Genomic DNA, 21,507 nt, shown 5'->3' on the forward strand with positions numbered 1-21,507 from the left:
CCGAATTAATATCGCGGGCAGTGGTTTACCACTCGGCTGGCAGTCGGTCGGTCGGAGCGCGGAACGTTCTCGAGAACGGCACGTTCAGGCCGTCCGAGGACCGTATTCCCTTTATGACGCTCGAGCGCGTCGGAGATCGCATGACCGAAAACGGCGACACCACTCGTCTCGGGTTCGGCACGAAGATCTACACCGAGGACGGGACCCAGGTCGGGCGCATCCGCGGGTTCGACGAGGACGGGTTCTACGTCACGATGCGCGAGGGGCTCGAGGGGATGAGCGTGGAGCACGTCCGTTCGGGAAAGGAGTTCGGCGAGGCCCACCTTATGTGGCGCTGCTGGGAGTGTGGAGAGATGGGACGGCTCGACTCCGAGCTACCCGAAAGCTGTCCGTCCTGTGGCGCCGATCGCGAGGATCTGTACTACTGGACTGAGGACTAACGACAACCGTTTTTATCGTTCCGAAACCACCCCTCGAGCGATGGAGATCGTCGTCTTTGGCGCCGGCAGCCTGGGGAGTCTCGTCGGTGGCGTTCTCGCGCGCGAACACGAGGTAACGCTCGTCGGACGCGAGGCCCACGTCGATGCCGTCCGGAAGCGCGGGCTCGTCCTCGAGGGCGAGCTCGAGGCGATAGTCGAGCCGCAGGCGACGACCGCCGGCACGGAACTCGCGGCCGACCTCGCGATCGTGGCGGTGAAATCCTACGACACGAGGCGGGCCGCCGAAACGCTCTCGACGGGGGCGTTCGACGCCGTCCTCTCCCTGCAAAACGGGATGGGAAACGAGGAGGTACTCGCCGAGACGCTGGGCGAGCCCGTACTCGCCGGAACGGCCTCCTACGGCGCCGTTCTGCGGGAACCGGGTGTCGTCGAGTGTACCGGGGTCGGCGAGATCGTCCTCGGCGACCGCCGCGGGGGCGGATCCACGGTCGCCGACCGTACTGCCGACGCCTTTCGCTCAGCAGGGCTCGAGGCCACGGCCTCCGAGTCGATGCCTTGCCGGCTCTGGGAGAAGCTCGCGGTCAACGCCGCGATCAATCCGGTGACAGCGCTGACCGCGACCGAGAACGCGGCGGTGCTCGAGGAGCCGGCCGCGGACCTCGCTCGCGGGGCGGCTCGCGAGACGGCTCGCGTCGCCCGCGCCGAGGGCGTCGGGCTCTCGAACCGCGAGGCGCTCGCGGCGACGGAGCGAGTCGTCGCGGAGACGGCGGCCAACACCTCTTCGATGCGCCAGGACGTTCTCGCGGAACGCCGAACGGAGATCGACGCGATCAACGGCTACGTCCTCGAGCGGGCGGCCGAATGCGGGCTCGAAGCTCCGACGAACCGCATGCTTGCGGCGCTCGTACGGACGTGGGAACGGGGACGCGGCCTCCGATAGAGTCCGGCAGCTCTCGATTCCAGAGAAAACACGAGAACGGATCGGAAACGACGCCTTAGAACGGAGCCTCTGGTCCCTCGTCGGACTCGCCGTCGTCGACGGTTTCGCCGGGGAACGAGGGGCTCATGCCGCCGCCCATGTCGTCGCCGCCGTCCATGCCGGTGTGGGCGTTGACCTTCTCAATCTCGGGGATCTCCTTGACCATTCGGCTCTTGATCGCCTGGATCGTCATCGGTGAGATCCCACAGCCACTGCAGGCGCCACCGAGCGCGATGGTGACTTCGCCGGATTCGCGGTCGAGGTCCTGAATCGCCGCCGAGCCGCCGTGCATCTGGATCTGCGGGAAGTTCCGTCGCAGGAAGTTCGAGACGCGGTCCTCGAGATCGTCTCCGTCCTGAGTTTCGGTGCTCATGTCCCGCCGTTGGGGGCGAACCTCCCTAAACCTTCCGTCGCTTCCCGTTCAGTCGAACTCGAAGACCCGCTCGAGTTCCCGTTCGATCTCCTCGATGTGGATCTCGAGGACCTCCTCGAAGCGCTCCTCCTCGACCAGCACGCCCGTCACCCGGTCGTAGGGGTCGTCGGGGAGTTCGACGCGGAATTCCCCACCCCCTTCGTAGAACGGCTCGCTCTCGTTCAAGACCTGCTGGTCGATCGCGTGGACCAGTTCGGAGTCGTAGCGGTCGTTCATCCGATTGAACGCGTTCTTGTAGGCTTGCTGGAGTTCGGGAAAGTAGTTGGCGTACTTGTCCTCGAACTTCTCGGGGTCGAACTCTGCCATACCGTCTACGAACGCGAGCGAGGACAAAAGTCGGACGATCGTCCGCTTGACCCCAGTTAACACGGGTACTAGTAACGACACTGATACGGTACGGGGTTCCTACATACGGCGCACGCGTACGCAAGCGGCACCACCATCCCTCTCACCGGGATAGCCGGCAACGATGTCATCCGATCAACACCCCGTCCCGCCGGAAGCGCTTCCGCCAGGATGGGGGCCGGTCGAGTGCTGTCGTGGCTACCTCGCGTACCGTCACGCTCGGCCACCGATCGAACTCATCGCGGACCAGACGACCGCCGACGGGTTCCATCCCGGACTCGGATTAGGCCACTGCTGGGAACTGCAGTACCGGTACGCACTCGATGACCGGGCGCTCACCGAGTGCATCGGTCGCGTGCCGACCCGAGGGGCCGCCGTCGAGGGGCTGCTCGAGTGTATGTCCCGACTACACGACCGCCTCGAGAACCGGACCGATCCGCTCGAGATCCGGAGCGTTCTAAACGGCGTCTCGCTTGGCGATGCGATTCCGGACGGCTCCCGCTGACGCCCCGGAGTTGAGTTCGCCCGCCGTAATAACCGCTTACTGACCGGCTATGTCAAGGTACGGTCGCTGCAATTTTTGCGAGCGGTCGGCGTCAGAAGCGAGTTCGCCGCTATCGGTCTTTCGTGGTGAGGCAGTCCGACCCGGACGCACCAATAAATTTCATATTGCGATATAGAATCCGTCCGCGAGACGTGGCGGAGCGCTTATGCGACCGTCCGAACTACCGTGTACAACGGACGCTATTCGAGAGGTCTCATGACTGCTCAGATCCCTTTCGCCATCGACTTTCACGTTCACTCGGACGACTCATACGACGGCCACGAGCCGATCGAGCTCGTTCTCGAGCACGCTGCGGATATCGGGCTCGACGGGGTCGTTATCACTGACCACGACGAGATCGGCGAGTCACTCCGTGCGGCCGAGATCGCACCGGAGTACGGCCTCGTCGGAATCCCTGGTGTCGAGGTCTCGACGCGACACGGCCACCTGCTGGCGATCGGCGTCGAGGAGCGCCCCGATCCGGGCCAGCCGTTCGTGGAGACGGTCGAGACGGTTCGGGATCTCGGTGGCGTCGCGATCGTTCCCCACCCGTTCCAGCGCAGCCGTCACGGCGTTCGCAAGCGCCACATCCGAGACGCCGATGCGATCGAGGTCTACAACTCGATGCTGTTTACCGGCTACCGCAACCGTCGCGCCCGAACGTTCGCCAGACGACGGGAGTACCCCGAGATCGGCGCCAGCGACGCTCACTACCTGCCGAACGTCGGCCGCGCTTACACCGAAATCCTCGTCACGCCCGACGCCGCGAACCCGACCAAAGCCGAGATCGACGGCGACGACCTCATCGACGCCATCCTCGAGGGACGGACCCAGATTCGAGGCAAGCGCACGCCGGTGTATAAAAGTTCGATCCAGTACGCCAAGGGGGCGGTCCGGAAGTCGACGTACCTGCTGACCTCGCGTGCGCCACTGATGCCGACGGTGCCGGCGTCGATGGACCGCTCGAGTTGATCAGGAGAGCTGGTCGCCGACGATCTCGTCGGCCCGTTCGACGAACTCCGCCTCCGCTCCCTTCGGAACCGTCGCGCCGGCGGCGACGTCGTGGCCGCCGCCGTCGCCGCCGACCGCCCGCGAGGCCTCGCCCATCACCCGCGAGAGGTCCAGTCCCTTTCGGACGAGACCGTGGGTGCCGCGGCCCGAAACTTTGATCTCCTCGGCGTCGGTCTCGGTTTCGCCGTTCCCGTCTCCACCCTTTTCGGCGAACGCGAGAATCGGCTTCGATCGACTGACCCCGTCGTTGCCCATCGCCATCCCGGCGACGATGCCGACGATCGTCTCGCGGATGCGATCCTCGGCGTGGAACCACTGGACGTGTGTTTCGTGGGTGACACCCTCCTCGGTGACGAGGTCGATCCCCTCCGAGAGGTTCCGGCGGTGGTTGCGCAGGAGCTTGCGAGCGCGCTCGAGCGCTCCCTCCCGGTCGCCGAGACACACCCCAAGGCCGACGTCGGCGCGCTCGTAGCGGGCGGTCGCGTTCAGCAGCGTCGAGAACTCGCTCGCGTCCCGCAGCTCCGTGCCGACCGGCTCCTCGCTGAGGACGTAGCTGGTGCCAACCAGCTGGTCGATCTTCGGCGCGGGAACGCCCCGTTCGACCGCCCGCTTGACCAGGGCGCTGGCGACGGTCTGTTGTTCTTCCCTGGTCAGTTCGGCCCAGCAGCGCCACTCGCCCCCGGACTGCAACTCGAGGTCGAGCCCGTCGAGAAACGAGAGCGCTCCGCGCTGATCGTTCGAGATTCCTGGGATGCGAACGTCGGTTGCGTACTCGAGGAGCTTCGGCAGTGGGCGGGTCTGTTTGCCGTACAGGGCGAGATCGGTTCCGGTCTCGAGGACGCCGGCCTCGACGCCCTCGGCGACGATCCCTTCGTTGGCGCCGTGGAGTTCGCCCCCGGAGGCCTGCATGTCGCCGACGGCGCCGACCACCGCGAGGGCGGCGAGGTCGCGGTTGTCGGCGCGTGCGGTCGCAGTCCCTCCATCGGCCGCCGCGATCGGGTCGCTGTCGTCGGTTTCCGCCCTGAGCTCGGCGAGTGCCCGCGCGAGGACGTAGCTTGCGCCCGCACCCGACAGCTCCGAGGCGCCGTCGATCCCGAACAGCAGCGGGTTGAGGTGGTACTCGGTGTCGCGGTCAGCGGGCTGGTGGTGGTCGGCGATAACCGGCGTGAACGCGCCGTCGTCCTCGTGTTCGCCGATGATATCGAGCTGGCCGCTGCCGAAGTCCGTGAACAACACGGTGTCGTAGTCGGTCGCGGCGATGTCGGCGATCGCCGTCTCGTCGAGCTGTTTCTCGAAGACGGTCTCGAAGGGGATCGCCGCGCGCTCGAGTGCTTGCGCGGCGATCGCGGCGCTCGTCAGTCCGTCGGCGTCGATGTGGGAGGCGAGCAACACGCGGTCGCAGTCGCGGAGGTGTCGTGCACAGGCGAGCGCTCGTTCGTCGAGTTCGGGAACCGGTCCGGTCATCGGCTCATCGGTCGATCGTGGGTCGGCATACGGGATAAAGCTCCGGTCCCGACCGAACCGTTAAGCGGCGATCGGCGAGCTCCCGGAGAGCAACAGGATGACGTTGTTCGTCACGAGGACGAAGTAGACCGCCACCATCCCGCCGACGAACCGGCGGTCGAGCGGGTCCGAGAGGACGTGGCCGATCGCGACGACGATCGCGGCGTAACACGCCGCCGCGAGCGCGACGCCCGGCAGGCCGAACACGTCGTAGAACAGCACGGTGACGGGGTTGAGTTCGGTCGCGTAGGGGACGAGAAAGAAGAGCGTAGCGGCGACCATGTCGATTCCCCAGAGGACGAAAAACGCGACTCTGAGCCCGACCGTTCCGGGCGGGTCGACCTCGAGCGTGTGCGATCGTTCTACTGTCATTCGACCTCGCCTAGCCACGCGGAGAAATTACGGTGCGTCCTTGCGAGAGCCGACTGAGACCCACTCACACGGATCTTCGCCGAAAGCGAGCCTGCGCTCTCGAGGGCTCGCCGTCGCTCTCGCTCCAGCCGATAGTCTGGAGTCGGTCAGTCGCGGTACGTCGGCGCCGCGGCCTCGACCGTCTCGCAGGCCAGCGCGTCGAACGTCGCCTCGCTCGCGACCACGTCGACGTCGATTCCGTGCTCGGCGGCCGTCTCTCGGGTCGGCTCTCCGATGACGCCGACGGTCGCGCCCTCGAGCCCCGCGAGCGCCTCCTCGCGCAGCCCCCGAGCCGCGGCGGCCTCGAGGAAGTGCTCGACGGTCAGCGACGAGGTGAAGCAGGCGGCGTCGAGTTCGCCGCTGGCCGCCCGCTCGGCCGATTCGCCGCTACCTTCGGGTCGGACAAGCCGGTAGAGAATCGTCTCGTGGACGTACGCGCCGGCGGCCTCGAACCCGTCGAGCAGGACGGGGCTCCCATGGTCGCTGCGGGCGACCTCGACTCGGGCTCCGTCGATCCGATCGGAAAGGCTGGCGACCAGGCCGCTCGAGGTGTACTCGTCGGGAACGACGTCGACCTCGTACCCCGCCCCGCGGACGGCCTCGGCCGTCTTCGGGCCGATCGCACAGACGGTCGCGTCGCCGGGATTCCAGCCCGAGTCGGCGACGAGTTCGGCGCCGGTCTTGCTCGTCAGGACGACGTAGTCGGCGTCCCCCCGGGGGGTGGCGTCGGTCGATTCGATCGATAGCATCGGGTCCGGTATCGGCGTTGCGCCCAGCGAGTCGATCAGCTCGACCGCGGTGGCGAGGCGTTCGTCGTCCGGGCGGAACACCGCGACGGAGAGATCTCGCATTCGATCACACCTCCTTGTCCGCCGTCTCGTTGGCGATGAACTCGAGGACGGTCGCCCTGGTCGCGGCGACCTCGCCCACGACGGTCACCGCGGGGGGCTCGATTCCGACCTCATCGCGGGCGTCGACGATCGTCTCGAGTGTTCCCGTCGCAACCTGCTGGTTCGGCCAGGTGGCGCGCTCGACGAGCGCGACCGGCGTCTCGGGGAGCATCCCGGCCTCGAGCAGCGCGCCGGTGTAGTCGGGGAGCCGCCTGACGCCCATCAGGACGACGATGGTTCCGCCGACGGCGGCCAGGGCCTCCCAGTCGACGGCGGACTCGGGCTTCGTCGGATCCTCGTGGCCCGTGACGATCGAGATCGAGGACGTGTGTTCGCGGTGGGTGACGGGGATCCCGGCGACGGCGGGGGCGGCGGTAGCCGAGGTGACGCCGGGGACAATTTCGAACGGAATGCCGTGGGCCGCGAGGTACTCTGCTTCCTCGCCGCCGCGGCCGAAGACGAACGAGTCGCCGCCCTTCAGCCGGACGACCGAGTTCCCCTCGCGGGCGAATCCGACCAGCCGCTCGTTGATCTCGGGCTGGGGCGTGCGCTCGCCGCCGCCACGTTTGCCGACGTCCTCGCATCGTTCGGCCGACAGCCCCTCGAGGATCTCGGGGCCGGGCAGCCTGTCGTGGAGAACGACGTCCGCGCGCTCGAGCAGTCGCTTCGCCTTCACGGTCAGCAGTTCGGGATCGCCGGGCCCGCTGCCGACGAGGTAGACGGTTCCGGGCTCCGGCGCTGTGGCAGCGTCGGTCATCAGTTCCCCGCTGGCTCCTCCGAGGTGGGCTCGGCGTCCTCGCGGGCGTCGTCGATCAGTTCTGCGGCGCCGCGGTCGGCGAGGTCGGCGGCGAACTCGCGGGCGGCTTCGGCGTGGCGCTCGACGGGCAGATCTCGGCTCGCCGTAACGGACTCCTCGCCGTCGCGGTCGAACACCGTGACTGTGGCGCGGACGTACTCTCCCTGGAGGACCGCGTAGACGCCGATCGGCGCGATACAGCCTCCGCCCAGCTCCGCGAGCACGGTGCGCTCGACGGTCGTCTCGGCGCGGCTCCGGGGATGGTCGAGTAGCGTCTGGAGATCGTCTGCGGTCTCGCCGTCGACCGCGGTGACGGCCAGGGCCCCCTGTCCCGGCGCGGGGACGAACGTCGTCGGCGACAGCTGTCGGTAGTCGACGGAGTGGACGAGCCCGCTTCGCTCGAGGCCGGCCTCGGCGAGCACGATCGCGTCGTACTCGGTCTCGACCTCTCGACCCAGCGCCTGCTTCTCGAGTTCGGAGAGGTCGTCGAACCACTCGTCGACGGTTCGGTCGTACTCGGGTTCGAACTCCTCGTCGTCGGCATTAGCCTCCCGTTTCTCCTCGGCGTCGTTGCGCTCCTGGTGTTCGACCTGCAGCGACGGCGCGAGCAGCTTCTCGAGGCGCGTGTCGACGTTCCCCCGCAGCGGCTCGATCTCGAGGTCGGGTCGCTCGGACAGCAGCTGTGCGCGCCGGCGCAGGCTCGAGGTGCCCACGGTCGCCCCGTCGGGCAACTCCCCGAGGGTAGCGCCGTCGGGCGTGACGAGGACGTCGCCCGGCCGTCCCCGCTCGGGAACCGCCGCCGTCACCAGCTCCTCGGGCTGGTCGGTCGGCATGTCCTTCATCGAGTGGATCGCCCCGTCGACCTCCCCCTCGAGGACCCGCTCGTCGAGCTCGCGGACGAACGCTCCCGTCTTCCCCAGCCGGTGGATCAGTTCGTCCCGTATCTGGTCGCCCGTCGTCTCGACGGTGACGAGCTCGACCTCGTACCGTCGCTCCTCGAGAGCCTCCTTCACGAGGCCGGCCTGTCGCCGGGCCAGATCCGACCCCCGCGTCGCCAGTCGCAGCGTCCCGCGCGTTCTCATGGGCAGTACTCGTCGCCTGAGGTATGAAAAGCGCACGCTTGTCGGACGCCCAGCAGCCGGCCGTTCTCGGCACCGGTTCGTGTCGCGGAACCGGCAGGGTTCAGGAGAGCGTGTTACTCTCAGTCACTATCTCCGTTGTAACATATTCGGGAGGGGGTTTATTCGGGAGAAGTCGCAACCTACGCGGGATGACGAAGACTCTGTACGAACGACTCGGCGGCCGAGACGCGATCGGCACCGTCGTCGACGAGTTCTACGACCGGGTGCTCGAGGACGAGCGAGTCGCGTACTACTTCGAGGATATCGACATGCAACGACAGCGGGCCCACCAGACGCAGTTCATCAGCTCCGTGACGGGGGGCCCCGTCGAGTACTCGGGGGCGGACATGGAGGCGGCCCACGAGGGGATGGGGATCACACCGACGGAGTTCGACGCGATCGCGACCCACCTCGAGGAGACGCTGGCATCGTTCGACGTCGACGACGAGGACCGACGGGCCGTCATGGAGACGGTCGCGAGCTACCGACCGGAGATCGTCACCGCGTCGGACTGAGCGCGATCACGGGCTTCCGAGGGTTTGGTGGCGACGCAGCAGGTAGTAGCCGGCGAGGATCGGCTGTAACGGCGCCACAAACAGGGTCAGGAAGGCGAAGCCGAGGTAGAGCCCGGGATTCGGTCGCCAGGTGTTGCTTCGAGTACAGACGTAGGCCGCATCCTGGTGGATCGCGATCGGAAACGCCCCGAAGGCGATCGCCCCGGAGAGCCCGATTACGGTCAGCAACGGCCCCGGAAACGCGAGGGCGACGGCGACGACCGCCGCGACGAGCCCGACCACCGTCGTCGCGAATGAGACCGCGACGACGAGCCACCACTCCGACCAGCCCGGCGGCGTCCCGAAGCGACGGTGGCGCCGAAAGAGGTAGACGACGCCCGCGATCGGCGCCCAGAGCAGCGCGAACGCCGCGTTGAGCCACGGGTTCGGTCGCCACTCGCCGCTCGCTCGCGGCTGTCGACGCACTCGACGCGCGTCCAGAAGGAGTGCCCCGGCTAACCCGATTGTCAGGAGCGTGTACCCGAATGTGCCGAACAGGACCAGCCCCCGCTGGAGCAGCGGGACCCCGAGATCGGCCTCCCGGAGCACCCCGACGACGCCGACGCCGATCACCGGCGGGAACAGATAGAGCAGTCGCTCCGCGACGCGGGCCCAGTCGAGTTCGACCGCACTCGAGGGCAACCTGAAGTCCATCAGTCGTCGACACTCGAGTCGGTCGGCGGTCGCCCGTCCGTCCGCTGCCGAAGCTCCGCCATCACCGTCGCGACTACAGCGCCTCCTTGTACGCCTCGAGGGTCTCCTCGACGTCCTCCTCGGTGTGGCCGTAGCTGACGAACTGGCACTCGAACTGGTTCTGCGAGAGGAACACGCCCCGCTCTTTCATCTGGCCCCAGAAGATCCGCCGCCAGCGGTCGGTCTCGGCGTTTTTGACGTCGGCCGCGTTCTTCGGACAGCTGTCGTAGCGCGGGCAGGTCGGCCGCTGTCGGCAGCCGTTCGAGCACTGCTCCTCGAGGGAGTTCGCGCCCGGTCCGTCGCGGGTGAAGATCACCTTGAACATACTGTCGGTGCCGGTGACGGTGTAGCTCGGCGCCTGCTCGGCGAGGATCTCCGTCAGCCCGCTCCGCAACTGCTCGCCGAGCCCGTTGACATGGTCGTAGACGTCGTTCTCGGCGGCGAACTGCAGGGTTTCGAGACCCGCGGCCATCGTGACGGGGTGGCCCGAGAACGTGCCGGCCTGGAACACCGGGCCCGAGGGTGCCAGCTGTTCGATGATCTCGGCGCGACCGCCGAGCGCGCCGACGGGGAAGCCGCCGCCGACGATCTTGCCGAACGTCGTCAGGTCGGGGGTGACGCCGAACTCGCTCTGGGCACAGCCCAGTCCGCCGACCCGAAAGCCCGTGATCACCTCGTCGAAGATCAGCAGCGAGCCGTGCTCGTCGGTGATCTCGCGGAGGAACTCGTGGTAGCCGTCCTCGGGGTAGACAACCCCGTGGTTCGCCAGGATGGGTTCGGTCATCACTGCGGCAATGTCGTCGCCGTGTTCTTCGAAGACCTTCCGAATCGCGTCCTCGTCGTTGAACGGTACCGGGAGGGTGTGTTCGGCGAAAGACTGCGGAACGCCCGCGGAGGAGGGGGCCGGGTTCTCGGCGTCGCCCTCGACCAGCGTCGACTCCTGGGCGCCGTGGTAGCCGCCCTGCATGACGACGATCTTGTTTCGCCCCGTGTACCCCCGGGCGAGTCGCACCGCGGAGGTGGTCGCTTCGGTGCCGGAGTTGACGAACCGGATCTTCTCGACGCTGGGTACGTGGCGAACGACGAACTCCGCAAGGTCAACCTCGATCTCGGTCGGGGTGCCGTAGATCGGCCCCTCGCTGGCGTTTCGCTGGATGCCCGCGCGAACGGGCTCGGGCAGGTCGTGGCCCAGCAGCAGCGGACCCAGCCCCATCACCCAGTCGATGTAGCGGTTGCCGTCCGCGTCGATGACGTGGCCGCCGTCGCCCTTCTGGACGAAGAATGGGTAGGGTTCGATCGCCGCCCGAACCGCCGAGTTGACGCCGCCGGGCATCACCGACAGCGCCCGGTCGTACAGCTCGCGAGAGTGATCGTCGGTCATGGGCGAGCCTTACGAGCGGGACGGCAAAGTAGTACCGAGGTTCGCTCGTCGGTCCGCGCTCGAGCGGGCGACGCGCTCGCGACCTCGAGCCGACCGAAAAAAGCCGCGGTACCCGTTTCGATCCGATCAGACCGCGTCGGTGCCGGTCTTTCCGGTTCGAATCTGGACGGCGCGCTCGACGGGGGTGACGAAGACCTTCCCGTCGCCGGACTCGCCGGTGTTCGCGCCCTCGCAGATCGCGTCGACGACCGTTTCGGCCGGGATGTCGGCGACGACGCACTCGATCTTGACCTTCTGGTGGAGGTCGACCGTGTACTCCTCGCCGCGCCACTGGCCCTTCTTGGCGGGCTGTGAACCACGACCCGAGACGTTCGTCACCGTCAGCGAGGGTGCGCCGGCCTCGGCGAGCGACTGCTTGACCGCGCCGAGGCGGTCGGGACGGACGATCGCGGTGACCATCTTGATCTCACCGCCGTTCGGGCTTCCCCCATCGGTTCGAATGCGCTTGTTGTCGACGCTTCCGCCGTCCGTCGCGACGTCTGGACCGCCGAACTCGGGGTAGGTGTCGACGCCGTGTTCAGTGACGTCGAGCCCGTCGCGCTCGTGTTCGGGGGTCACGCGGGCCTGTCCGATCGCTTTGAATGCGCCCCAGACGGCGGCGGTCGCGGCCACCGTCCAGACCGTGATCACGGCGACGCCGACGAGCTGTGGGACGAACGCGCTTGCCTCGATCGAGAGGATCCCGCCGGCGACGACGCCGCCGCCGATCGCGGTTCCCTCGATCGACCACAGCGGGTAGATCACCAGTCCGAGCATTCCTGCGGTCCCGTGAACCGGGAACACCGCACAGACGTCGTCGATGTTGAGCCGCTCGTCGACGAACTTGAACACGATCGGGAGCTGGGCGCCGGCGAGGAAACCGATCGCGATCGCGCCCATCGGCGTGATGAGATTGGTCGGCCCCGTGACGCCGACGAGCCCGGCGAGCATCCCGTTGGCGACGTACAGCGTGTCGACCTTGCCGTTTATCGCCAGCGAGACGCTCGAGGCACCGATCGCGCCCAGCCCCATCCCGAGGGCGGTGACCATCGCGACGCTACCGACGTACTCGAAGTCGGCCAGCCCGACGACCTCGCCGGCCGCCGCGCCGGCGTCGACGTCGACGACCGTCGCGGCCGTCCCGACGTTGAAGCCGAACCAGCCGAAACAGAGGATCAGCGTCCCCAGGACGGCGAACGTCATCGAGTGGCCGGGAATGATGTTGACGCTGCCGTCGTCGTTGTACTTGTCCATCCGAGCGCCGAGCATCCAGGCGGCGGTGAGCCCGGCGACCCCGCCGACGCCGTGGACGACCATTCCGCCCGCGAAGTCCGAGAAGCCGAGACTCGCCAGGACCGGCTCCCCACCGGGGGCGTACCAGACCATCGCGGCGACGACCGGGTAGATGACTGCCGCGAGCAGGAACGTGTAGGTGACGTACGCCCGGAGCCTCGCACGGCCGGCGACGGCACCCGAGACGATCGTGGCGGCCGTCATTGCGAACACCGCGCTGAACAGCCACATCGCCCAGTCGAACGAGCCCTCGCCGAACATCGTCAGCGGGCCGGCGTCGCCGCCGCCCAGTGCCGCACCAACGTTGTTCGAGAGCCCCATCCCGATCACGAAGAAGACGAAGATGCCGACCGCCCAGGTCAGCATGTTCTTCGTCAGCTGGTTCGCGACGTTCTTCGAGCGGACCTGGCCCGCCTCGAGCATCGCGAAGCCGGCGTGCATGAAGAAGATCAGGAACGTCACGGTGAGTGCCCACATCAGGTTCATTCCCGTCGCGAGCTGCTCAATATCGGCCGTCGAGACCTCGAGGGCGATCGGCTCGATCACGAGCTACCCACCTCGGTCGTAGTCTTTCCGTCCGAATTTGGCAAACGACTGTCCACACCGAGTCCACTATCTTTTGCGTATGTGTTCGGATTCACGGGTATGGTTGATGGAAGTGAATGGTATAAGGATTAGTGTTGGTGAATGTGCACATATTGTTGGCTACCTGTGACAGACGTAGATATTTATAAGCGATATATTCTGTATAAGGCCATCCGAGAGCGGCTGCGATCGCGGTTCCGACCGCTGACGTACCGGTTGCGAACGACGTTCACGTGAGATCATCGACGCTCGAGGTAAATTTCTCTCTCGTCGGTGTCGATCCGAGCTCGCGCGGAAAATGTTGCCCCATCTACGTTCCGATCGACCTGCAGATGGACGTTCGTCAGAAACCGCCGACGCTGCGCTCGTACGGCACTCGACGAGCGATCGGGTGTTCGTTCCCCGAACGGCCACTCGGTGACGGCGCGACTGCGATCAGTTTCCCTCGGAGAGCCCGGCGGCGACGTCCTCGGCGAAGTACGTGAGGATCAGATCCGCACCCGCGCGCTTGATCGACAGCAGTGACTCGCGGGCGACCGCCTCGAGGTCGAGCCACCCCTTCTCGCTCGCGGCGTGGAGCATCGCGTACTCGCCGGAGACGTTGTATGCGGCGATGGGGTGGTCGAACTCCCGGCGGAGGTCGCCGACGATATCGAGGTAGGGTAGGGCGGGTTTGACCATCAGGACGTCCGCGCCCTGTTCGGCGTCCAGCCGAACCTCGCGCATCGCCTCGCGGGCGTTCGCGGGATCCATCTGGTAGTGTCGTCGGTTGCCAAAGGCGGGGGCGCCGTCGGCCGCGTCGCGGAACGGCCCGTAGAAGGCGCTTTCATACTTCGCGGCGTAGCTCATGATCGGGACGTGCTCGTAGCCTTCGCGGTCGAGGCCCTCGCGGATGGCGGCGACCATGCCGTCCATCATTCCGCTCGGGGCGATCATGTCCGCGCCGGCCTCGGCGTGGGAGACGGCGATTCGATCCAGCGCCTCAAGCGTCGCGTCGTTGTCGACGGTCAGCGCCGGATCGCAGTCGGCTGCGTGGTCGTACGTCCCGGCGTCCTCGCCGCGCAGCTCCGCCTCGAGGGGGCCGCAGTGGCCGTGATCGGTGTACTCACAGAGACAGACGTCCGTGATCACGTAGGCGTCGGTCTCGCTCGTGATCCGCCGAGTGGCCTCCTGAACGACGCCGTCGTCGGCCCAGGCGCGGGTTCCCTCCGGGTCCTTCGATTCGGGAATCCCGAACAGCATGACGGCCTCGATGCCGGTCTCGAGCACCTCTTCGACGCGGGCGACGGCGTCGTCGATCGGCACCCGCTCGTGGCCGGGCATCGTCTCGATCGGGATCCGGTCGTCGGTCGTCGCGTCGACGAACACCGGGGCGATGAAGTCGGCGGGCTCGAGGCTCGTCTCGCTGACGAGCCCGCGAACCCGGTCCTGGCGGAGTCGCCGCGGACGGTGGGTGAGATCCATACCTGCCCTATCGAGGGCACGTCCAAAAGCGGTGCGCTCGAGGACGGGGTCAGGACATCGTCTCGTCACCGACCTCGGGGTTCTCGCGGACAAACTCGACTAGGGCGTCGACGTAGGACTCGAACGGTGGACACTCGATCCCGGTTCCGGCGAGCGCGCGCCGGGTGTTCGGACAGGCGTACCGCGTCGGATGGTCCAGATAGTCGAGCGTCGCGGGCTCGGCGGGCACTCCTCGCGCCGCGGCGGCGTCCAGCAGGCGCCTCGTGACCGATTTCGAGCCGGGCACCGAGAGGACGCGGTGTCCGATCGCGTCGGCGACGGCGTCGACGAACGCAGGCACAGACAGCGGCGCCGGATCACACAGCTGGTACACCTCGCCAGTGGTGTCTTCGCGGGCGCTCAGGTGATCGATCGCGTCGATGACGAAATCCCGTGGAACGACGTTGAGCTCGCTCCCGGCCGCACCGGGGAGGCTGGTCGTCACCGACAACCACGACGGCTGAGAACGGAGCATCCGGAGCAGGTAGTACGGTCCATCGTACTTCTCGGTTTCGCCCGTTTCGCTGTCGCCGACGGTGATCGCCGGCCGGTAGATCGTCGCCGGGAGCCCGTCGGCCAGTCGCTTCTGGACGGCGACTTCGGCCTCGTACTTCGTCCGTTCGTAGTGGTTGTTGAACGTCTGGCCCTCACGCAGGTGGGCCTCAGTGAAGACCCCGTCGTACCGACCGCTGACGTAACACGTGCTGACGTACTGGAACCGGTCGACATCGAGCTCCTCGGCGACGTCGAGGACGCGTTCGGTTCCCCGGACGTTGACCGCCTCGGCTGGTTCGGGATCGACGGCCAGGTCGTAGATCGCCGCGAGGTGGTACAGCTCCTCGACGGGCTCGAGTTCGGCCAGCGAGTTCTCGAGTCCGAGCCCGGGCTCGGTGATATCGCCCTCGTAGAGTCGGATCCGGTCGTCGTCGGGGCCGGCGAGTTCGGCCGCGCGGCGCTCGGCGAGTGCGCGGTACGTCGGCTGGACCAGACAGGCGATCGGCCCGTCGCCGCGCTCGAGCAGTCGATCGACCAGCGCCGAGCCCAGAAAACCGGGGAAGCCGGTGAGGAGGACGGTCGGTGGCTCCCCGTCGCCGTCGTCGCCGCTCATCGGAGCCACCTCGCGACGCTCGCGGCGGTCGGCAGCCGGCGTTGCAGCCGCGTCAGCGTGACCATCCCGCGGGCGTACCAGGAGGTCGGTACGCCCGGCGGTGCGTCGAGCGGCCCGACCCGGGAGGTAGCGATCGTTCGGGTCTCGAGGTAGCGATCGATCCCCTCGGGGCCGTGGCGCCGGCCGAGTCCGGAGTCGCCGACCCCGCCCATCGGGGCATCGATCGCCGCCCAGCCGGAGACGTAGGCGTCGTTGACACAGACGGTGCCGCAGTCGATCTCACGGGCGACCTCGAGGCCCCGGTCTCGACTGCCAGTCCAGACGCTGGCGTTCAGCCCGTACGGGGAGTCGTTGGCCGCCTCGATCGCCGTCTCGGCGTCTGGAACGGGCTGTACGGAGACGACAGGGCCGAACGTCTCCTCGCGGGCGACCAGTGAGTCGGGATCGACGCCGGTCAGGATCGTCGGCTCGTAACAGAACGGGCCGACGTCAGGCCGGTGGCGACCGCCGGTGAGCAGGGACGCCCCCGAGTCGACGGCGTCCTCGACGTGGGTCTCGACCTGCTCGAGGTGGTCGCCGTCGATCAGCGAGCCAACGTCGTCCTCGAAGTCGAAGCCGGTGCCCAGTGAGAGCCGCCGCGTCTCGCCGACGAAGGCGTCGACGAACGCGTCGTACACCGACTTGTCGACGTAGATGCGCTCGGCGGCGAGACAGAGCTGGCCAGCATTGGTAAAACAGGCCTGGACTGCACCGCGGGCGGCCTCCTCGACGTCGGCGTCGTCGAGCACGACCAGCGGATTCTTCCCGCCGAGTTCGAGCGAGCAGTCGATCAGGTTCCGACCGGCCCGCGCGGCGACGATCCGACCGGTCTCGGTGCTCCCCGTGAAGCTCACGTAGTCGACGTGGTCGATCAGTGTCGGGCCGGCGACGGACCCTGCTCCCGTCACGATTTCGAGGACGCCGTCGGGAAGGCCGGCTCGCTCGAGCAACTCGACGAGCGCGAGCGCAATAAACGGCGTCTTCTCGTCGGGCTTTAGGACAACGGTGTTCCCGGCGAGCAGTGCGGGAACAACGTCGGTGAGCGAGAGTGTGAGCGGGTAGTTCCACGGGGAGATAACGCCGACGACGCCGACCGGGTTCTTCGTGACGCTGGCGGTCGTCGCCGGCGGGATCGCCCCGCGCCGGCGTTCGTCGGTAACCGCTGTCGGTCCGCTGTCAGCGTAGTACGAGCAGGTCAGCGGTACATCGAGTACCTCCTCGACGGCGTGGCGGCGGGACTTGCCCGTCTCGAGCTGGAGCAGATCCAGCAGCTCCGCGCGGTGTTTGAGGACGAGGTCGCCGAACCGCTCGAGGATCGTGGCACGCTCGTCGACCGGCGTCTCGGCCCAGTTCGACTGTGCGTCGCGGGCACGCTCGACGGCCCTCTCGACGTCGCGTTCCGTACACGCGGGGACGTCGCCGATTTCGCCGTCCGTCGCAGGAGCACGAACGGTGAACTGCTCTGCCGAGTCGGCAGCGACACGGTTCGACAGCGTCTCGAGTCGGTTCGGCGAAAGCTGCGTCGCGGAGAGTGCAGCCGCCGTTGTCTCTGATTCTATCGTCATTCTGTACTATGCCTCACCTGTTGAGTGACGAGACGGTATCTCCATGGTTCGGGGGGTATTCTTCCAGCGAGAGTATCTTGGTACCCCGCCCTGATTCGGCGGAGTTCTCAGACGGTTTACTGTAAGTCAGTTCCGGCGCAACCGCCATTCGGGTAGCGGTTGCACCGGGAAATCGGTACAGCAATCCGTCTCAGTCGTCCGAGGCCACTTCGTCGGCCCGCAGCCGATCCATGTCCTCGCTGGCGAGTTCCCGGATCTTCTCGTTGGTGAATGTCTCGCCGTTGTACAGGACGCTGACGAGCCAGATCGTTATTAGGGCCGACAGCGTCGCCGGCACGGCGGGCTCGACCTGCCCCTGTCCGGCGATGATTTCGGGCGAGCCGAGGCCGAACTCCCAGATGACGAAGACGATCCCGCCGACGATGAAGCCGGGCAGTCCGGCCTCGCGGACGGTGCCGTCCCAGAGCATCATCAGCAGGCCGGCGAACAGCACGGACATGATGCCCATCCCGAGAGTGTTGATCACGATGATCTCGATCCCGCTGAACGCGATCACCGCGGCACCGACGCCGAAGACGACGATCGCGATTCGCGTGACCAGGACGAGGCGGTCCTCGTTGACCGCCTCGCGGCCGCCGCGGATCGGGATGTAGATGTCGTTGATGAAACTCGTCGCGCCAGCGAGCAGAAACGAGTCCGCACCCGTGATAACTGAGGAGACCGCCGCGGCGAGCAATAGGCCGGCCAGCGCGTCGGGGAGCGTGTTCGTGATCGTCCAGGCGAAGGCCATCTCGGAGGCGATGTCGGCCCCCTGGGCGTTCGCGATCATCCCGGCGGCCGCCGAGAGGATCCCGAAGCCCGTGATGATCGTCCCCGCGAGGAAGGTCCCGAACATCGCGACTTGCCTGTTCTTGGCGGACCAGGTTCGCTGGAGCATCTGCTGTTGGGCGCCGGCGACGGTGAGGTACATCAGGTACCAGGTCCCGATCTGGACGATCCCCACGCCGAACCAGTTCATGTGCTCGCTCGGCACGTCCGCGGAGATCGCTCCGACGCCGCCGACGTTCGAGACGGCAAGCGGGATCGCGATGATCATTCCGACGATGATGACGACGCCGTGGAGCGTGTCGGTGTAGGCGACCGTGCTCATCCCGCCGTAGGCGGTGAGCCCCACGAAGATGGCGACGCTGATCCAGAACGCCGTCGTAAGATTCATTCCCGTGGTGACCGCGAGCACCGATGCCATCCCGATCGTCTGACCGGCAGTGAGCGCGACCTGTCCGGCGACGGTAAACAGTCCGGCAAAGTACTGCGTGTACTCCCCGTATACCCGGCCGAGCAGTTCGGGAACGCTCACGACGTCGAACGAGTAAATAAAGCCGATGAACAGCGTCATCGTCATCCAGGCCAGCCCCTGGGTCATGGCGTACCACTGGGCGCTGATGCCCTCGATGAACGCGTGCTGAGCGAGTCCCATCGTGAGTCCGCTCCCCGCGAACGTCGCGAAGTACGTCATCAGGTAGACCGGCAGGCTCAGATTTCGGCCGGCCAGCGTGAACTCGACGTACCCCTCGCCGGCGCCCCGTCCGTACCAGAGTCCGACGGCAAGCGTCACCGCGAAGTACCCGATCATCGTCGCGACGATCGGATCAGTAAGCGTATCAATCATACAGATACCACGTGAAAAATTCCACTCTCGTCATACGATACCTCTCTCAATTGGAAATTTGCCGAAACGGCCTGCAAGTGTAGGCCGCTTATCAGCTTCTCAGCGAGCCATTCGGAGTCACAGCTGGTACTCCCCCAGTGGTAGCGACTCGGCGGACGGCCACAGCGCTTCTTCCGGAAGACTGTCGCCGATGCGTTGTCACCGGCGGAGCAACACCCTATAGTAACAACTGAAGACGAGTGCTGGCGGTTTGACTGTTGCCGTCTGGTAAGATCAATCGATTGGCAGTACCGGTGGCTGTCCGTGCGGCGGAACGGAGCTCGGTCAACTGGGGTGAACGATACCGCGAGAACGTCCGACTTTTAGCCGCCGATACCCGTGTCCACGTATGCCCAAAACTGAGGAAGCGGTCTCCGCGCTGTCGGAACTCGGGCTCACCGAGTACGAAGCGCGGTGTTTCGTCGCGCTGACGAAGCTCACGACCGGGACGGCGAAGGAGATCAGTCAGGTCTCCGACGTTCCCCGATCCCGCGTGTACGACACGATCGAGCGACTCGACCGGAAGGGGCTTGTCGACGTCCAGCAGTCAGACCCCCGAGAGTACCGGGCGGTCGAGGTCGAGACGGCCTGTCGCCGAATCCGCGAAAACTACGACTCCCGGATCAATACCGCCGAGAACGCCCTCGAGCAGATCGAACAGCCCGAATCGACTGAGGACGCGGGCGTTTGGTCGATCTCGGAGACCGAACACGTCACCGATCGGATCGCCTCCTTTATCGAGAACGCGGAAGAGTCGGTCCACCACGTCGTCGCGAGCGACGAGGTGGTCGACGACGCGATCCTCGCGGAACTGCGCGAAGCGACCGACCGCGGCGTCGAGGTCGTCGTCGAGGTTCCGACGGAGGACGACAGGGAGGCCTTCGAAGAGGCCGTTCCGGATGCGACCGTCGTCGTCGCCCCGGACCTCGAGACGACCAACGCCGTCTACTCGGAGTGGCCCGCTCAGCTCCTGCTCGTCGACCACGAGTCGGTCGTCGCGGCGGCGATCAAGGAGGGGGGACTTCCCGACGTCATCCAGCAGACGGCGATCTGGACGTACGGCCACGACCACGGCGTAGCGGTCTGGATTCGCGAGCTCCTCGACGACCGTCGCGCGTTCCGAGAGCGGGAGGACTGAGCCGTTTCACCGGATGATCGCGTCGCAGCGTTCCGCCGCCGTCGGCCGGAATACGGCACATACTTTTAAGTCCCGGCGGCGATTTTTACCTGTTAGCAATGACCATAGATCCGCAGTTCCACGAGAACCGAGAAAAAGTCGACGAACACAACGGCCACGCCGTCTGGGGGCCCGTCGACGAACCCGAGGAGCTCGGCATTCACGGCACCCACGTCGCGGTCGACTTCGACCTCTGTATCGCCGACGGCGCCTGCCTGGAGGACTGCCCCGTCGACGTCTTCGAGTGGGTCGACACGCCGGGCCACCCCGAGAGCGAGGAGAAAGCGGATCCGGCGAAGGAGGCCCAGTGTATCGATTGTATGCTCTGTGTCGACGTCTGCCCCGTCGACGCTATCGACGTCGACGCCGGCCGGACGGCGTGATCACTCTGCGCGGTCGACGTCGACCTGCTCCTTGAGCGTCTCGAGGCCGTCGGCTTCGGCGAGTTCCTGCAACCGCTCGCGGAAGTGCTCCTCGCAGAGGCCGACCTTGAGCTCGTCGGATTCGGCCGCGAAGGCCGCCTCGCGGTCGCAGTAGTGGCAGTTCATACGGGCTCGTACGAGCCAGGGGACATTGAAGGCTCCGTTCTCGGCGGCGTTCACCACGTCAGTTCTCGAGCCCGAGCCGCCGGTACTCGGCCTTCGAGAGCCCGCTGACGCCGAGTTCGTGCTCGTGGGCGTCGGTCCCGCCCGTCGCGAGCAGTCCGTCCCGTTCGATGGCTCGATCGACCCGACCCGAGTCGACCGCCCGTCCGTAGGGGTAGTAGCGCTCGACGGCGTCGAGCTCGCTCGTCAGCTCGAGGGCGGCCTCGGGATCGGGGTACCTGAACGGGTGTGCGAGCGAGACCAGCCGGCCCGCCTCCCCGAGTACCTGTCGACCGTGCTCGAACGACGGGAGCTCCCTGGGGACGAAACAGGGGTCGTCGTTGCCGATGAGGTGATCGAACGCTCCCTCGTAATCGTACTCCGTCCCGGGGTGGGCGTCGATCGCCCGCGCGACGTGGGGCCGGCCGAACCCGTCGTCGACAGTGACGCCGAGATCGACGTCGAGTCGGTCCTCGACGCGGTCGACGATCGCCCGCCCGCGTTCGATCCGATTTCGCTGGATCCGTTCGGTCGTCGCCTCGAGGTCCGCGATCGGCTCGATTCCGTACCCGAGCAGGTCGACGCGCTGGCCGGCGTCCGTCTCCACCCGGAGTTCGATCCCGTGGACGATCCGAACCCCGTCTCGTTCGATAACGGGTTCGTCGAACGGCTGCAGGCGATCGTGATCGGTAAGCGCGACGACCGCCACACCCGCTCGTCGCGCGGCGTCGGGAACCTCGGCCAGCTCGAGGGCGCCGTCGGAACGGGTCGTGTGGACGTGGAGATCCGCGTAGGGCATGTCCTA

At 66.8% G+C, this 21,507-nt stretch carries 23 protein-coding genes; 7 read left to right on the forward strand and 16 right to left on the reverse strand.

All coding sequences use genetic code 11. The features are described from left to right. Window positions 1-140 precede the first annotated feature (140 nt). Together QA600_RS03500 and QA600_RS03505 are read left to right on the forward strand one after the other, a co-directional pair. On the forward strand, window positions 141-440 hold the full coding sequence (locus QA600_RS03500; RefSeq protein ID WP_278290572.1) for a hypothetical protein: 300 nt from the start codon (window positions 141-143) through the stop codon (window positions 438-440). Window positions 441-480: 40 nt separating this feature from the next. Beyond that, a complete protein-coding gene (locus QA600_RS03505) occupies window positions 481-1,380 on the forward strand; it encodes a ketopantoate reductase family protein (RefSeq protein ID WP_278290573.1) in 900 nt (299 codons plus the stop codon). Between the two features lie 55 nt (window positions 1,381-1,435). On the opposite strand, the gene QA600_RS03510 is transcribed toward QA600_RS03505, so the two are convergent. Together QA600_RS03510 and QA600_RS03515 are read right to left on the reverse strand one after the other, a co-directional pair. Further along, window positions 1,436-1,792, reverse strand: a complete 357-nt coding sequence (locus tag QA600_RS03510) for a NifU family protein (protein ID WP_278290574.1) — start codon at window positions 1,790-1,792, stop codon at window positions 1,436-1,438. A 48-nt stretch (window positions 1,793-1,840) separates the two neighbouring features. Continuing rightward, window positions 1,841-2,158 carry a DUF5783 family protein gene (locus QA600_RS03515; protein WP_278290575.1) on the reverse strand — a complete coding sequence of 106 codons (318 nt, stop codon included), beginning with the start codon at window positions 2,156-2,158 and terminating at the stop codon, window positions 1,841-1,843. Window positions 2,159-2,321: 163 nt separating this feature from the next. On the opposite strand from QA600_RS03515, the gene QA600_RS03520 reads away from it, so the two are divergent. Both QA600_RS03520 and QA600_RS03525 read left to right on the forward strand, forming a co-directional pair. After that, window positions 2,322-2,702, forward strand: a complete 381-nt coding sequence (locus QA600_RS03520) for a hypothetical protein (protein ID WP_278290576.1) — start codon at window positions 2,322-2,324, stop codon at window positions 2,700-2,702. A gap of 255 nt (window positions 2,703-2,957) precedes the next feature. Further along, window positions 2,958-3,713, forward strand: a complete 756-nt coding sequence (locus tag QA600_RS03525) for a PHP domain-containing protein (RefSeq protein WP_278290577.1) — start codon at window positions 2,958-2,960, stop codon at window positions 3,711-3,713. Here QA600_RS03525 and QA600_RS03530 read toward each other — a convergent pair whose 3' ends face one another. From QA600_RS03530 to hemC, 5 genes are all read right to left on the reverse strand, one after another. Beyond that, window positions 3,714-5,216 (reverse strand): DHH family phosphoesterase, encoded by a 1,503-nt coding sequence (locus tag QA600_RS03530; protein ID WP_278290578.1) that lies wholly within the window; start codon window positions 5,214-5,216, stop codon window positions 3,714-3,716. A 60-nt stretch (window positions 5,217-5,276) separates the two neighbouring features. Further along, a complete protein-coding gene (locus QA600_RS03535; protein WP_278290579.1) occupies window positions 5,277-5,627 on the reverse strand; it encodes a hypothetical protein in 351 nt (116 codons plus the stop codon). Window positions 5,628-5,773: 146 nt separating this feature from the next. Next, complete coding sequence (locus QA600_RS03540; RefSeq protein WP_278290580.1) at window positions 5,774-6,517, reverse strand: uroporphyrinogen-III synthase; 744 nt, start codon at window positions 6,515-6,517, stop codon at window positions 5,774-5,776. Window positions 6,518-6,521: 4 nt separating this feature from the next. After that, window positions 6,522-7,313, reverse strand: coding sequence for a uroporphyrinogen-III C-methyltransferase (gene cobA / locus QA600_RS03545; RefSeq protein WP_278290581.1), 792 nt, complete (start codon window positions 7,311-7,313; stop codon window positions 6,522-6,524). Beyond that, window positions 7,313-8,434, reverse strand: coding sequence for a hydroxymethylbilane synthase (gene hemC, locus QA600_RS03550; RefSeq protein WP_278290582.1), 1,122 nt, complete (start codon window positions 8,432-8,434; stop codon window positions 7,313-7,315). Before hemC ends, cobA begins: the two co-directional genes overlap by 1 nt. A gap of 188 nt (window positions 8,435-8,622) precedes the next feature. Here hemC and QA600_RS03555 point away from each other — a divergent pair, with 188 nt between their 5' ends. After that, window positions 8,623-8,988, forward strand: a complete 366-nt coding sequence (locus tag QA600_RS03555; RefSeq protein ID WP_278290583.1) for a group 1 truncated hemoglobin — start codon at window positions 8,623-8,625, stop codon at window positions 8,986-8,988. Window positions 8,989-8,994: 6 nt separating this feature from the next. Here the strand turns inward: QA600_RS03555 and QA600_RS03560 are convergent, their stop codons facing one another. From QA600_RS03560 to QA600_RS03590, 7 genes are all read right to left on the reverse strand, one after another. Then, window positions 8,995-9,681, reverse strand: coding sequence for a hypothetical protein (locus tag QA600_RS03560; RefSeq protein ID WP_278290584.1), 687 nt, complete (start codon window positions 9,679-9,681; stop codon window positions 8,995-8,997). A gap of 73 nt (window positions 9,682-9,754) precedes the next feature. Further along, window positions 9,755-11,101: a glutamate-1-semialdehyde 2,1-aminomutase gene (locus QA600_RS03565; protein ID WP_278290585.1), complete on the reverse strand. Its 1,347-nt coding sequence runs from the start codon at window positions 11,099-11,101 to the stop codon at window positions 9,755-9,757. 126 nt (window positions 11,102-11,227) lie between these two features. Further along, entirely contained in the window at window positions 11,228-12,979 is a 1,752-nt protein-coding gene (locus QA600_RS03570) for an ammonium transporter (protein WP_278290586.1), read from the reverse strand. Between the two features lie 474 nt (window positions 12,980-13,453). After that, a complete protein-coding gene (gene hemB / locus QA600_RS03575) occupies window positions 13,454-14,482 on the reverse strand; it encodes a porphobilinogen synthase (RefSeq protein ID WP_278290587.1) in 1,029 nt (342 codons plus the stop codon). A gap of 49 nt (window positions 14,483-14,531) precedes the next feature. Beyond that, window positions 14,532-15,629: an SDR family oxidoreductase gene (locus QA600_RS03580; protein WP_278290588.1), complete on the reverse strand. Its 1,098-nt coding sequence runs from the start codon at window positions 15,627-15,629 to the stop codon at window positions 14,532-14,534. After that, entirely contained in the window at window positions 15,626-17,233 is a 1,608-nt protein-coding gene (locus QA600_RS03585) for a succinic semialdehyde dehydrogenase (protein WP_278290589.1), read from the reverse strand. The genes QA600_RS03580 and QA600_RS03585 overlap by 4 nt, the downstream gene beginning before the upstream one ends. A gap of 190 nt (window positions 17,234-17,423) precedes the next feature. Beyond that, complete coding sequence (locus tag QA600_RS03590) at window positions 17,424-18,902, reverse strand: sodium:solute symporter family protein (protein ID WP_278290590.1); 1,479 nt, start codon at window positions 18,900-18,902, stop codon at window positions 17,424-17,426. Window positions 18,903-19,290: 388 nt separating this feature from the next. On the opposite strand from QA600_RS03590, the gene QA600_RS03595 reads away from it, so the two are divergent. Together QA600_RS03595 and QA600_RS03600 are read left to right on the forward strand one after the other, a co-directional pair. Next, window positions 19,291-20,079 (forward strand): helix-turn-helix domain-containing protein, encoded by a 789-nt coding sequence (locus tag QA600_RS03595; RefSeq protein WP_278290591.1) that lies wholly within the window; start codon window positions 19,291-19,293, stop codon window positions 20,077-20,079. Between the two features lie 98 nt (window positions 20,080-20,177). Beyond that, on the forward strand, window positions 20,178-20,501 hold the full coding sequence (locus QA600_RS03600) for a ferredoxin family protein (protein WP_005554954.1): 324 nt from the start codon (window positions 20,178-20,180) through the stop codon (window positions 20,499-20,501). Here QA600_RS03600 and QA600_RS03605 read toward each other — a convergent pair whose 3' ends face one another. Both QA600_RS03605 and QA600_RS03610 read right to left on the reverse strand, forming a co-directional pair. Beyond that, the gene (locus QA600_RS03605; protein ID WP_005554955.1) at window positions 20,502-20,666 is read right to left on the reverse strand and encodes a DUF6757 family protein; all 165 of its coding nucleotides are present in this window, start codon (window positions 20,664-20,666) and stop codon (window positions 20,502-20,504) included. 58 nt (window positions 20,667-20,724) lie between these two features. Continuing rightward, window positions 20,725-21,501, reverse strand: a complete 777-nt coding sequence (locus QA600_RS03610; RefSeq protein WP_278290592.1) for a PHP domain-containing protein — start codon at window positions 21,499-21,501, stop codon at window positions 20,725-20,727. Between the last annotated feature and the right edge of the window lie 6 nt (window positions 21,502-21,507).

It is taken from the genome of Natronococcus sp. A-GB1, assembly GCF_029688845.1.
GTDB lineage: Archaea > Halobacteriota > Halobacteria > Halobacteriales > Natrialbaceae > Natronococcus.